The sequence below is a fragment of the Cellulomonas sp. URHE0023 genome (assembly GCF_000688475.1).
Classification (GTDB): Bacteria; Actinomycetota; Actinomycetes; order Actinomycetales; family Cellulomonadaceae; genus Cellulomonas.
Window position 1 is genome coordinate 1,555,904 of record NZ_JIAN01000005.1, and the last position, 13,157, is coordinate 1,569,060.

Sequence of the window (13,157 nt, forward strand, 5' to 3'; positions counted from 1 at the left end):
GTGATCGTGCCTGCGAGAGATTACCGTGCGTGAACCGCCCGACAACGACCGGTCTCCAAGGACGGAGCTCGCCACCTACCGTGACCAGGGCAGGGCTCGCCATGTCGACGGCTCCCGTGCCTAGGCTAAGGTCCGACCGGGGGCAGATGGGCTGGTCAGACGGGTCACGGGCACGAGCCAGAGATCCGCAGCACGAGGGATCGGAACCGCACGTGGTGAGTACCGACGTCGTCCCGCCCACTCCCGAGTCGCAGGTGGCCCGGGGAGAGCTCCAGCCCGTCGACGACCGGTGGCCGGACCGGATCGCCGCCGCGATGTTCGTGGCGTTCGCTCTCGTCCTCGTCTCCGCGGCGATCCCGTCCGTGCGCGAGTACTTCTCGGCCGACGACGACATCGTCTCGACTCTCACCATCCCGATCATCCCGAACATCGTCTATGGCGCGCTGCTGGCGAGCATCGGTGTCGCACTGAACCGTCGCCTGCGCGCTGCGTGGTGGCTGCTGGTCGTCTGGTGGGTCCTGCTGCCGCAGCTCGCTCGGGTCATCGACCTGCTCGACGGTGGGTCGTGGCTGAACGCGGTCGGGTTCGTCCTCATGAGCGCGGTGCTCGTCCAGCTCTGGCTGTGCCGCCGTCAGTTCGGTGCCCGCACCAGGCGGGGGTCGTTCTGGGCCGCGCTCGCGTTCTTCCTCGTGGGCGGGACGGTGATCCTGTTCGTCGGCAGCGCGCTGGTGACACGGTTCGGGCGGATCAGCGATGGTGGCTCGGCGGTCTGGTTCGTGTGGGACACCATGATCGGCGACCTCGGTCTGGTGGACCAGTCCAACGGTGCGGCCGCCCCGTTCTGGGTCCGCGCCGTGATCAACCTGCTCGGCGCCGCGGTCGTCCTCGGCTCCGCGTACCTGCTCTTCCGGACGCCGCGGTACACGCGCACGCTCGATGCGGCCGACGAGGCCCGAGTCCGCACGCTGCTGCGCGACTTCGGCGGCGAGGACTCGCTCGGCTACTTCGCCACTCGCCGCGACAAGTCCGTGGTCTGGGACTCCGGTGTCGCGGCAGACGCCCGGGCCGGGATCTCCTACCGGGTCGTCGGCTCCGTGAGCCTGGCCAGTGGCAACCCGCTCGGCGACCCTCTGCGGTGGCCCGAGGCCATCGAGGCCTGGCGGCGCCAGGCGCGCACCAACGGATGGTCGCTGGCGGTCATGGGCGCGGGCAGCCGCGGAGCCGTCGCCTACACGGAAGCCGGCCTCAAGGCGTGGGAGATCGGCGACGAGGCGGTCCTCGACCTGCGGTCCTTCTCCTTGGCCGGCCCGGGCATGAAGGCCGTGCGGCAGTCGGTGGCCCGCCTGCAGCGTCGCGGCTACACCACCCGGGTGGAGCGTCACTCCGTGCTCGATGCGGCGCACTTCGCGTCGCTCGACGCCGCGGCCGCGCAGTGGCGCGGGGACGGTGGCGACGAACGCGGCTTCTCGATGGCCCTGGGCCGGCTCGGCGACGACCTGGACGACGACTGCGTGCTGATCCAGGCACTCGACGAGCAGGGTCGCCTGCGCGGGTTTCTCAGCTTCGTCCCCTGGGGCCGCAACGGGCTGTCTCTGGATCTGATGCGCCGCGACCCGACCGCCGACAACGGCCTTGTCGAGCTCATGGTGGCCTCGCTCGCCGAGCGCGCAGGCGCTTTCGGTGTCGCCCGGCTCTCGCTGAACTTCGCGATGTTCCGGGAGGCGTTCGAACGAGGTGAGGAGGTGGGTGCGGGCCCGATCGCGCGCCTGTGGCGGTCGTCGCTCCTCCTGGCGAGCCGGAACTGGCAGCTCGAGTCGCTCTACCGCTCGAACGCCAAGTACCAGCCCGACTGGCAGCCCCGGTTCATCTGCTTCGAGTACGCCTCCGACCTGCCCAGGGTCGGGACGGCCGCCGGTAACGCCGAGGGCTTCCTCACGCGTCCGAGCCTCGGCCTGCTCAACCGTCGCGGGAAGGGGTCCGGCTCGGGGGACCTCGACCGCGCCGCCAACGACTACGCCGCCCAGGTCGAGGCGCAGATCCCGCAGGCGCCCGACCCGGTCGCGCTCGCGCTCGCGGCCGACCACCTCCCGGAGCAGCAACGCGTCCGGCGGGACAAGGTCGACCGGATGCGGGCGCGCGGGATCGACCCGTACCCCGTGACCTACCCCCGCACGCACTCGCTCGCCGAGATCGTCGCGGAGCACCCGGACCTGCCCCCGGACACGTCGACGGGGGTGCAGGTGTCCGTGGCCGCGCGCGTGATCCGCAAGCGGGACGGCGGTCGGCTCGGCTTCGGCACGCTGCGTGACGGCAGCGGCGACCTGCAGGTGATGGTCGACGCGCAGGACGTGAGCCCGCAGGACCTCGAGCTGTGGCGGCACGACGTCGACCTGGGCGACCACATCGGCGTGACGGGCGAGGTCGTCACCACCAAGCGGGGGGAGCTGTCCGTTCGGGCGTCGTCGCTGGCCATGACGAGCAAGTCGTTGCGCCCGCTGCCTGACAAGCACCACGGCCTGACCGACCCGGAGGCTCGGGTCCGTTCGCGGTACGTCGACCTGATCGTCCGCCCGGCCGCGCGCGACATCGCCTACACGCGCGCGACGGTGGTGCGCAGCGTCCGGGACTCCCTGCATGCCCGCGGGTTCACCGAGGTGGAGACGCCGATCCTGCAGGTGATCCACGGCGGCGCCAACGCGAGGCCGTTCGAGACGCACATGAACGCGTTCGACATGGACCTCTACCTGCGCATCGCGACCGAGCTCCATCTCAAGCGGCTGCTCGTCGGCGGCATGGAGAAGGTGTTCGAGGTCGGTCGGCAGTTCCGCAACGAGGGCGTCGACTTCAAGCACAACCCGGAGTTCACGTCGCTCGAGGTGTACGAGACCTACGGTGACTACGACACGATGCGCGTCCTCACCCAGGAGCTCATCCAGGAGGCCGCGACCGCGGTCTACGGGTCGCCCGTGGCTCGTCGGACCGACGCCGAGGGCGTCGTGGAGGAGTTCGACCTGTCGGGTCAGTGGCCGGTCAAGACGATCTGCCAGGCGGTCTCGGAGAAGCTCGGCGACGAGATCACCGCGGACACTCCCGCGCACGCCCTGCACCGGCACGCCGCCGCGATCGGGCTCGAGCTCGACCAGGAGGCGTCCTGGGCGGTGGTGCTCGAGGAGATCTACGGCGAGCTGTGCGAGAAGACCACGACGACCCCGGTGTTCTACACCGACTTCCCCAAGGAGAACTCGCCGCTCACCCGGCAGCACCGCGTGGACCCCCGCCTGGCGGAGAAGTGGGACCTCGTGATCTTCGCGTCCGAGCAGGGCACGGCCTACTCGGAGCTCGTGGACCCGACGGACCAGCGCCGTCGGCTCGTCGAGCAGTCGCTGCTGGCCGCCGCGGGCGATGCCGAGGCCATGCAGGTGGACGAGGACTTCCTCACCGCTCTCGAGTACGGGATGCCCCCGACCGGTGGCATGGGCTTGGGCATCGACCGGCTGGTGATGAACCTCACGGGCCTGAGCATCCGGGACACCATCCTGTTTCCGCTGGTTCGTCCGACCTCCTGACCTGGCGGTTCACCCGGACGGCACACGCAGTCGGGGAGGACCCGCACGAAGCGGACGCCCCGGTGCCGCTCGCCGCCGCGGGATGCGGCAGAGTTGGCCCCGTGGCTCCCATCCGTGTCTTCCTCCTCGACGACCACGAGGTCGTCCGCCAGGGCCTGCTTCGCCTGATCGACGCCGATCCGGACATGACGGTGGTGGGTGAGGCATCCACTGTCGCCGAGGCCCTCGTGCGCGCACCGCTGGCCAAGGCCGACGTCGCGCTCCTGGACGTCCGGCTGCCCGACGGCAGCGGCGTCGAGGTGTGCCGCGAGCTCACCTCGTCGCAGGACGGGCTGCGCTGCCTGATGCTCACGTCCTACGAGGACGACGAGGCGCTGCTCGCCGCGATCACCGCGGGAGCCGCCGGGTACGTGCTCAAGGAGATCCGGGGGCCGCAGCTGCTCGACTCCATCCGGGCGGTCGCCGCCGGCCGCTCGCTCATCGACCCGGCCACCAAGGCGCGGGTGCTGGAGCGGGTCCGCGAGTCGCAGGGCCACGACGCGCGTCTCGACCTGCTCACGCCCCAGGAGAGCGCGGTGCTGGACCTCATCGGTGAGGGCCTGACCAACCGTGAGATCGCCAGCCGGATGTTCCTCGCCGAGAAGACCGTCAAGAACTACATCTCGAGTCTGCTGGCGAAGCTAGGGGTTCGGGGCCGCACGCAGGCGGCACTCTTCATCGCTGAGCAGCACCGAGCAACAGAGCGCTGAGGCTGACGCCCCACTCGTACGCGCGGTCCAGCTCACCGTCGCGCAGCGGTCCCCGCAGTCCCGTCACCCAGAAGCTCTCAGCCTCGGCGGTGAGCTCGAACCCGCCCTTGCTGAGCAGCCGCCAGGCACCCACGGCGGCAGAGCCGGGCACGTGCGGACTGTGGATCCGCGTGTCGAACGTCGCGGAGTAGACGGGACGGTTCGGCTGTTCCAGCTGGTGCAGCCACTCGCGGACACCCGTGGACACGCCCGTCACGGACGCGCCCGCCTTGGCCTCCGCATCCGCCCTCGTCGACGGCCGGCTCAGCCCGAACGCCTGCGTCGGCCCGCCCACGACGAGCAGCTGGACCGAGGGGTCGAGCCGCGTCGGGGCGACGTCGACCCGACGCAGCGCCGCGTCCTCGACATGGTCCGCGAGGCCGCGCCACACTGCCTCAGCCACCAAGCCGGTGTTGCCGAATGACGATTCGTAGACGACCAGTGCGCGCATCGCACCCACCTCCTCGTGTGTCAGTCCAGTGTTTTGCGCATACCGGACAGGGCACAGGGCCGAACGACCCTGATCGGCGGCACCCCGCCTATGCTCCGAGCATGGAGCGCGACGACAGCCTCGAGGAGCTCATGGGCGCGGTCGTCTCGCTGTCCTCCTCGCTCGACACCACGACCGTCCTGGAACGCCTCATCGAGGCCGGGTGCCACCTCACGGGAGCCCGCTACGGTGCGCTGGGCGTCGTGGGGGAGCACGGGGGTCTCGACGAGTTCGTGCACCGTGGCATCAGCGAGGCCGTGGCCGCGCGGATCGGTCCCCTGCCGACGGGCCGAGGCGTCCTGGGACATCTGAGCACGAGCCCGCACGCGATCCGCCTCAACGAGATCTCGAACCACCCGGCATCGGTCGGCTTCCCGAAGCACCACCCGCCCATGCACACGTTCCTCGGTGTACCGGTCCGGGCGCGGGGCGAGGTCTTCGGCAACCTCTACCTCACCGAGAAGCTCGACGCGGACGGCGAGTCCATCCCCTTCACCGCGCGAGACGAGCAGCTCGCGACCGCGCTCGCCGCGGCGGCCGGCGTCGCGGTCGGTCACGCACGTGCCTACCGACGCGCCCGCGAGCACGAGCTCTGGCTCGAGGCGGCCGCGGCCTGCAGCGAGGCGCTGACCAGCGGGATCCCGCGCACGGAGGCGCTGGCGATCGTCCGAGCGCGGGTCGCGGCGGTGGCTGAGGCCTCCGCCGTCATGCTGCACGACGACCTCCCCCCGGGCCTGGAGGACGAGCTCCTCGGCCATGCCCCGGTCCTGCGTCGGCTCGCGGACGGGATCGACCTGGGCCTCGCGGGACCCGTCTGGGTGCTCGCGGTACCGCTGCGCAGCGCCGAGCGCTGGGTCGCCGCGCTCACGGCGTGCTGGCCCGGACCCGAGGGTGACGCGGGTCCGCAGGTGGACCTGCCGAGCGTCGCGGGGTTCGCGGAGCAGCTCGCGCTGTCCCTGGACGTCTCCGAGGCGCAGGCGGACCGTGCCCGGCTCGCGGTGCTCGAGGAGCGTGAGCGCATCGCCCGTGACCTGCACGACATGGTGATCCAGCGGCTGTTCGCCATCGGTCTCGACGTGCAGGGCGCTGCCCAGGATGTCGACCGGCCCGATGTCGCGCGACGGCTCGGGGGTGCGGTCGACGACCTCGACGAGACGATCAAGGACGTGCGCACCACCATCTTCCGGCTCGGCGCGCGCGGCGGGGCGACCACCGGGCTCCGGCACTCGGTCGACGCCGAGGTGGTCCGGTCGCGGCAGGCGCTGGGCTTCCTCCCGCGGCTGCGGATCGAGGGCGTCACCGCCACCGTCCCCGACAACGTGAGCGCCGACGCGGTCGCCGTGGTCCGCGAGGCTCTGGCCAACATGGCGCGGCATGCGCGGGCCCGCGAGGGGGTCGTGCGGCTGTTCATCGGTGCCGACCTGCTGATCGAGGTCCAGGACGACGGCGTCGGGGTCCCGCCCCACGTCTCGCGGCGCAGCGGACTGGCCAACCTCGAGGAGCGCGCGCGGCGTCGCGGTGGCTCGATGACGGTCGAGCCGGTCGACGACGGTGGCACGCTCCTGACCTGGACGGTCCCGCTGCCGACGTCCTGACGGAGCCGCTCAGCCGTTGTCGTGCACCACGAGCACCGGGCACGAGGCGGAGCGGATCACCTCCGTGCTCACCGAGCCCAGCAGCATCCCGCGGAAGCTCCCGAGCCCGCGCGTCCCCACCACCAGCAGCGCCGAGCGACGCCCGAGCCGGACGAGCGCGGCGGCCGGGTTGTCGTCGAGGAGCTCGAGCCTCACGTCGAGTCCCGGGTTCTCGCCGGCCAACGAGCTCTGCACCCGGCGCGCTGCCTGGTGGGTGCGGTCGTCGACGTCCTGCGTCACGCCCGGGCGCAGGCTGCCCTCGCCGTACGGGTCGGCGAGGGTCGGGCGGGCGTGCGCCACGATCAGCGCTCGGCCACGCATCCAGGCCTCGCGCGCAGCCACGCGCGCCGCCTCGAGCGAGGCAGGGGACCCGTCGACCCCGACGACGATCGGGGCCTCGGGAGGCATCGGACCGTCCGGGTCGTGCCGCACGACTGCCACCGGGCAGTGGGCGTGCGCGGCCAGCTGCGCCCCCAGCACCCCGGTGCGGCCGCGCACGCTCGGCCCGCCCGCCCCCACGACGACCAGCTGGGCGGCGGTGCTCAGCTCACGCAGCTCGGGCACCACTGAGCCACGGCGCACGTCGATCGAGATGTCGAGCATCGGGTGGCGTGCTGCCTCACGGTGCTCCAGCCGCGTCAGGCTCTCCTTGGCCTCCACCTCGGCATCGACGGCGTCGATGACTGGGTAGGTGCCCCAGAACGTCGAGGTCCACGGGCTGGCGACGACCTGGGTCAGGACGACTGCGGCACGCCGCCGCACCGCCTCCGCGATCCCCCACGCGAGCGTGCTGGCGCTGGGTGCCCTCCCGTCGAGGGCGATGACTACAGGTCCGTCCGTACGCATGGGGAGCCTCCTCGATCCCGTGGTGCACGGCGGTCGTCGTCGACCCCGTGCCCACTCGGATCAACCCTGGTCCGCCGCCATCCGGTTCGTCCCGGGACCTCGGACCCTGATGGGGGTCGTGATAGCGCTCACACGGAGGACGTTCGGCCCTACGCGGACGTCACCCGCCGCCAGAGAGTTGAGGCACGGAACCACCACCCCGGGTCCTGGTCGGACCCACTCAATGAGGAGTAGACCCATGGCCGCCATCCACCCCGAGGTTTCGACATCGACACACCCAGCGGTGCTCGTCGAGGACGACAAGGTCACGTCGCTGGCCGGCCGCCGTGTGCTGGCGGCCACCCGGCTCGCGACCGGGTTCATCTTCCTGTGGGCGTTCCTGGACAAGACCTTCGGACTGCACTACAGCACCGGTGCCGCCGTCGCCGAGGGCGACCCCAGCCTCTCGTGGATCGACGGCGGGACGCCGAGCCAGGGCTTCCTCACCTACGCGGCGCAGGGTCCGTTCAAGGGGTTCTTCAACTCGATCGCGGGTCCGGCGTCGGACTGGCTGTTCATGCTGGGCATGCTGGGGATCGGCGTCGCGGTGATGCTCGGCATCGGCATGCGGGTCGCGGCCGTGTCGGGTGCGCTCATGATGGCGATGATGTGGCTGGCCGAGTGGCCTCTGATCGAGGGTTCGACGAACCCGCTGATCGACTACCACGTGATCTACGCGCTGACCCTGATCGCCGGCGCCATCCTCCTGACTGGTGACACCTGGGGCCTCGGCCGCTGGTGGGCCAAGCTCCCGATCGTTCGCCGCTGGGGCTGGCTGCGCTGATCGGACGAGCAGGAAGGGCGCGACACCATCCCCGGGTGTCGCGCCCTTCCGTTGTGCACTCAGGCCTGCGCGCGGTTCTTCTCGACGCGGTCCTTCACGAGCAGCACGGGCAGCAGCAACGTGGCAAGCATCGTGACGATCCAGACCAGGATCGTGCCGAAGAACCACGCCTGTGCGTCGTCGATCGTGATCGACCCGTTGATCGCCGTGGCGACCAGGAGCGCGACGAACGTGGAGATGAGCCCGACCGCGCCGGTGAGAGCGCTCGCGTTCTTGGCGGTGGTCTTGAGGAAGAAGGGCGACAGGATGCTCTGTAGGACGGCGAACACGAGCACCGCGACCAGGAACCCTTCCGCCTTGACGTGGAAGCCGTCGACGATCAGCGACGTGAGCCAGAGCCCGAGTGCGGACGAGCCGATGAAGATCGCCGTACGAATCAGGAACCTGATCATGGGTGGACCCCTCCGACGGTGAGGCACGCGGCGCTGCCTCTGCGATCACCCTAGGGACTGCCGGCCGCTCGCGGAATCCCGCCGAGGCTGTGACCAGTTCGATCACCACCAGTTCACCAAGGCCGGTGCCTCCGCCGCGGTCTGCGGCTAGCGTGGCTTGCGTGACGGACACAACGATCCCCATCGCCACCCGTGAGCACACCGTCGAAGGCTTCGTCCGCGAGTTCCTGCGAGAGCTGAACTTTGGGCAGGGCACCGACCTGACCAAGGCGTCGGTCAACGACAAGTACCTCGCCATGGCTCGAACGGTTCGGCACTACCTGATGGTGCGATGGCTCGCCACGCTGCGACGCCAGTACCAGCTGCAGGCCAAGTCGGTCGCGTACCTGTCGGCCGAGTTCCTGCTCGGACGCCAGCTCGACAACGCGCTGCTGGCCGCCGACCTCGAGGGCATCGTCGAGGAGGGCTTGGCGTCGCTGGGCATCGACCTCGCCGAGCTGCGCGACGCAGAGGTGGAACCCGGTCTGGGCAACGGCGGTCTGGGTCGCCTCGCCGCGTGCTTCATCGACTCCCTGGCGACGATGAACGTGCCGTGCATCGGGTACGGGATCCGGTACGAGTACGGCATCTTCCGCCAGACCTTCGTCGACGGGTGGCAGGTCGAGAAGCCCGACGACTGGCTGGCCCTCGGCTCGCCGTGGGAGTTCCCGCACCCCGAGTCGGCCGTCACCGTGGACTTCGGCGGCCACACCGAGCACTACGACGACGCGGGCGTCACACGCTCGCGCTGGGTGCCCGGCTGGAGCGTCCTGGGCATCCCGTACAACTACATGGTCCCGGGCTTCGAGAACGGCCGCGTCAACACCCTGCGCCTGTGGTCCGCGCAGGCGACGCGCGCGTTCGACCTGGAGATCTTCAACGCGGGCGACTACGCCCAGGCGGTGCGCGCGCAGACGTTCGCCGAGAACATCACGAAGGTCCTCTACCCCGAGGACTCGACGCCGCAGGGCAAGGAGCTGCGACTGCAGCAGCAGTACTTCTTCGTCGCGTGCTCGATCCGCAACTTCCTGGACGAGGTGCTGCCGCCCGACTTCGACCTGCGCAAGCTGCCGGAGCGCATCGTCTTCCAGCTCAACGACACGCACCCGGTGATCGCGATCCCCGAGCTCATGCGCGTCCTCGTCGACGAGAAGAAGTGGGACTGGGCCGACGCCTGGGCCGTCACGCAGAAGTGCTTCGCCTACACCTGCCACACGCTGCTGCCGGAGGCCCTGGAGGTCTGGTCCACCGACCTGCTGGGCAAGCTCCTGCCGCGGCACCTCGAGATCATCTACAAGATCAACGAGGACTTCATGGACGAGCTGCGTGCCGCGTACCCCGACGACGAGCTCCGGGTGCGCCGCATGTCGATCATCGCCGAGTACCCCGAGCGGGCCGTGCGCATGGCGTTCCTCGCGACGGTGGCCGGCTCGAAGGTCAACGGCGTCGCGGCCCTGCACTCGCAGCTGCTGCGCGACAAGGTGCTGCGCGACTTCTCGGACCACTACCCCGACAAGTTCACGAACGTCACCAACGGCGTCACGCCTCGTCGGTTCGTCCGGCTGGCCAACCCAGGGCTGTCGTCGCTCATCACGTCCGCGATCGGCGACGGCTGGGTCACCGACCTGGAGCGTCTGCGCGAGCTGGAGCCGCTGGCGGACGACGCCGACTTCCGTGAGGCGTTCCGGCAGGTCAAGCGCGCCAACAAGCTGCGACTGGTCGACGTGCTCGCCGAGCGCGACGGCATCACGCTCGACCCCGACACGATGCTCGACGTCATGGTCAAGCGCCTGCACGAGTACAAGCGCCAGACCCTCAAGCTCCTGCACGTCGTGACGCTGTACGACCAGGTGCGGTCCGGACAGCTCGCGATCGGGGACGTGACGCCTCGCACGTTCGCGTTCGGTGCCAAGGCGGCCCCCGGCTACAAGATGGCCAAGCAGACGATCGCCCTGATCAACGCGGTGGGCCGGACCATCAACTCCGACCCGCTGCTCGAGGGCCGGCTCACCATCGCGTTCCCCGCCAACTACAACGTCACGCTCGCGGAGAAGCTCATCCCCGCGGCCGACCTGTCCGAGCAGATCTCCTTGGCGGGCAAGGAGGCGTCCGGCACCGGGAACATGAAGTTCGCGCTCAACGGTGCGCTCACCATCGGCACCGACGACGGCGCGAACGTCGAGATCCGCGAGCTCGTCGGCGACGACAACTTCTTCCTGTTCGGGCTGCTGGAGCCCGAGGTGGCGGAGATCGTCGACCGCGGCTACCACCCGACGTCGTACTACGAGTCGAACCCCTCGCTGCGGCGGGCCCTGGACCTCATCGCGTCAGGGCACTTCTCGGGTGGCGACCGTGGCGTGTTCGAGCCGATCGTGTCGAACCTCCTCTCGGAGGACCGGTTCCTCGTGCTCGCCGACTACCAGGCCTACCTCGACGCGCAGGCCCGCGTCGACGCGGCCTACGCCGACACCGACCGCTGGACCCGGTCCGCGGTGCTCAACGTCGCCCGGTCGGGGTACTTCTCGTCCGACCGCAGCATGCGCGACTACATCGACCGCATCTGGCACACGGAGCCTGTGGCGCCCGAGAGCTGAGGTTTCGCGGGGTAGGCCCGGACCGTCACCGGTCCGGGCCTACCCTTGCTCTTGTGACACCGCCCAAGAAGTCCCAGGAGATGAAGGCGTCGACCGCCGCCGCCAAGCTCGACGTGTACCTGCCGGCCACGCCGGAGGAGTTCCAGCAGCGGGCGATCACGCGTGACGAGCTCACCGAGCTGCAGCGCACGCCGCCGCAGTGGCTGGTGGACCTTCGCCGCGACGGACCGCACCCCCGCAGCGTCATCGCCGGTCGCCTGCGCATCTCGATCTCCGGGCTGGCTCGCGGCGGCATCACCGACCCGCTGACGACCGCCGAGATCGACGCCCTGCAGGCCGACCCCCCGTCGTGGCTGGTCCGCGAGCGCGAGATCGCCGCCGAGGTCCGCCGCGAGGAGCGTCGCCAGGAGTCCCGCGAGGCGGACCGCCGCGCCGCCGCCGCGGCAGCCGCTGCCGCCGAGAAGCCCAAGTCCTGACAGCGCCGCTGGGTCGTCAGCGGGGGCGGCGAGGCTTCGGCTTGCCCTTGGTCGCCGGGCGGGGTTTCGACGATGACGCCCGGGGCGCGTGCGGCTTCTTCGTCTTCACCGGCGCCTCCGCGGGTGGTGCGCCCCGGCCGCGGCTCGATGACGCGGTGCGGCCACGGACGATGCCGATGAACTCCTCGGTCAGGTCGTCGTAGCGGTCGGTGACCCAGGCGAGCCCGATCGCGGAGCCCGGAGCGTCGCGCACCGTGCGCACAGTGAGCCCGCGGCGCTGGTGCAGGCGGCCGATCGACTGGGGGACCACGAGGACTCCGACGCCTGCCGCCACGAGGTCGACGGCGTCGGACGTCGTGTCCACGGTGCCGCCCGTGAACGGCGCGCCCGGGGGAGAGCCCCAGGCGAGCGTGTCGTCGAGCGGGACGATCAGGATCTCGTCGACCAGGTCGGCGGCATCGATCTCGACGTCGGCGGCCGTGACCAGGTGGTCCTTCGGCACGACGACGACCGTGGCCTCGGTGTACAGCGGGATCACGGAGAGCTCGTCACCGACGACCGGCAGGCGCACGAGCGCGACGTCGGCGGTCCCGGCCCGCAGGTGCGCCACCGCGTCGGCCGGGCTCGAGTGGACGAGCTCCACGGGGACGTCGGCCAGACGCTCCTGCCAGACCCGCAGCCACCGGTCGGGGTTCACGCCGGGCACCAGGGCGATGCGGAAGCTCATCGCACCCGCCGGAAGACCAGGTCGCGGACCTCGTGGCCGAGGTCGAGCCCACGCTGCTCGAACTTGGTGACCGGTCTGTGCGGGGGCCTGTCCAGGAAGCCCGTCGACGTGTTCTCCAAGAACGGGTCCGCCGAGAGGGCCTCCAGCATGGCGTCGGCGTAGTCGACCCAGTCGGTCGCGCAGTGCAGCACCCCGCCCACCACGAGGCGCGACCTCAGCAGCGCCACGTGGGACGGCTGCACGAGCCGGCGCTTGTGGTGGCGGGCCTTGGGCCAGGGGTCGGGGAAGAAGACGTGCACGGCGTCCAGCGACTCGGTCGGCAGGGCCCTGCGCACCAGGTCCAGGGCGTCACCGTGGCCGACGCGCACGTTGGTCAGGCCGCCCCGTGCGACGAGTCCCAGCAACGACGCGACGCCCGGCAGGTGCGCCTCGACAGCCAGGTAGTCCCGGTCCGGGTCGGCGGCGGCCATCACCGCGGTGGTCTCGCCCATGCCGGAGCCGATCTCCAGGACCAGCGGGGCGGACCTGCCGAACATCGACGTCGTGTCGAGCGGACCGTCGCCGGTGTCGTCGTGCACCGAGAAGCCGAGGAAGGGGAAGTGGACGCGCAGGTCCTCCTCCCGGTCGGGACCGAGCGAGGAGCGGCGCGGGTGGTAGGTGCGCAGCGGATCGTGCGGACGCGCGGCGACGAGGCGGAACGCATCGGACGGGAGGCTCACGTC

General features: G+C 70.8%; 11 protein-coding genes. 6 read left to right on the plus strand and 5 right to left on the minus strand.

Annotated elements, in window-relative coordinates; translation table 11 throughout:
- The first annotated feature begins 215 nt into the window (after positions 1-215).
- A complete protein-coding gene (gene lysX / locus N553_RS21730) occupies positions 216-3,566 on the plus strand; it encodes a bifunctional lysylphosphatidylglycerol synthetase/lysine--tRNA ligase LysX (RefSeq protein ID WP_197029950.1) in 3,351 nt (1,116 codons plus the stop codon).
- A gap of 101 nt (positions 3,567-3,667) precedes the next feature.
- Positions 3,668-4,315 (plus strand): response regulator transcription factor, encoded by a 648-nt coding sequence (locus tag N553_RS0108005; RefSeq protein ID WP_028046086.1) that lies wholly within the window; start codon positions 3,668-3,670, stop codon positions 4,313-4,315.
- On the opposite strand, the gene N553_RS21735 is transcribed toward N553_RS0108005, so the two are convergent.
- Positions 4,281-4,805 (minus strand): hypothetical protein, encoded by a 525-nt coding sequence (locus N553_RS21735; RefSeq protein ID WP_034621399.1) that lies wholly within the window; start codon positions 4,803-4,805, stop codon positions 4,281-4,283. The two genes, N553_RS0108005 and N553_RS21735, sit on opposite strands and share 35 nt — an antisense overlap.
- 101 nt (positions 4,806-4,906) lie before the next feature.
- On the opposite strand from N553_RS21735, the gene N553_RS21740 reads away from it, so the two are divergent.
- Entirely contained in the window at positions 4,907-6,439 is a 1,533-nt protein-coding gene (locus tag N553_RS21740) for a GAF domain-containing sensor histidine kinase (RefSeq protein WP_051639907.1), read from the plus strand.
- 9 nt (positions 6,440-6,448) lie between these two features.
- Here N553_RS21740 and N553_RS21745 read toward each other — a convergent pair whose 3' ends face one another.
- Positions 6,449-7,324: a universal stress protein gene (locus N553_RS21745; RefSeq protein ID WP_051639908.1), complete on the minus strand. Its 876-nt coding sequence runs from the start codon at positions 7,322-7,324 to the stop codon at positions 6,449-6,451.
- Positions 7,325-7,562: 238 nt separating this feature from the next.
- Here N553_RS21745 and N553_RS0108030 point away from each other — a divergent pair, with 238 nt between their 5' ends.
- Positions 7,563-8,147, plus strand: a complete 585-nt coding sequence (locus N553_RS0108030) for a hypothetical protein (protein WP_028046087.1) — start codon at positions 7,563-7,565, stop codon at positions 8,145-8,147.
- Between the two features lie 59 nt (positions 8,148-8,206).
- Here the strand turns inward: N553_RS0108030 and N553_RS0108035 are convergent, their stop codons facing one another.
- On the minus strand, positions 8,207-8,599 hold the full coding sequence (locus N553_RS0108035; protein WP_028046088.1) for a phage holin family protein: 393 nt from the start codon (positions 8,597-8,599) through the stop codon (positions 8,207-8,209).
- Positions 8,600-8,760: 161 nt separating this feature from the next.
- Here N553_RS0108035 and N553_RS0108040 point away from each other — a divergent pair, with 161 nt between their 5' ends.
- The gene (locus tag N553_RS0108040) at positions 8,761-11,232 is read left to right on the plus strand and encodes a glycogen/starch/alpha-glucan phosphorylase (RefSeq protein WP_028046089.1); all 2,472 of its coding nucleotides are present in this window, start codon (positions 8,761-8,763) and stop codon (positions 11,230-11,232) included.
- An 80-nt stretch (positions 11,233-11,312) separates the two neighbouring features.
- Positions 11,313-11,708, plus strand: coding sequence for a DUF5997 family protein (locus N553_RS21750; RefSeq protein ID WP_034621407.1), 396 nt, complete (start codon positions 11,313-11,315; stop codon positions 11,706-11,708).
- Between the two features lie 16 nt (positions 11,709-11,724).
- Here the strand turns inward: N553_RS21750 and N553_RS21755 are convergent, their stop codons facing one another.
- Both N553_RS21755 and trmB read right to left on the minus strand, forming a co-directional pair.
- A complete protein-coding gene (locus N553_RS21755; RefSeq protein WP_034620868.1) occupies positions 11,725-12,435 on the minus strand; it encodes a LysR family transcriptional regulator substrate-binding protein in 711 nt (236 codons plus the stop codon).
- Positions 12,432-13,154: a tRNA (guanosine(46)-N7)-methyltransferase TrmB gene (trmB, locus tag N553_RS0108055; RefSeq protein ID WP_028046090.1), complete on the minus strand. Its 723-nt coding sequence runs from the start codon at positions 13,152-13,154 to the stop codon at positions 12,432-12,434. Before trmB ends, N553_RS21755 begins: the two co-directional genes overlap by 4 nt.
- Between the last annotated feature and the right edge of the window lie 3 nt (positions 13,155-13,157).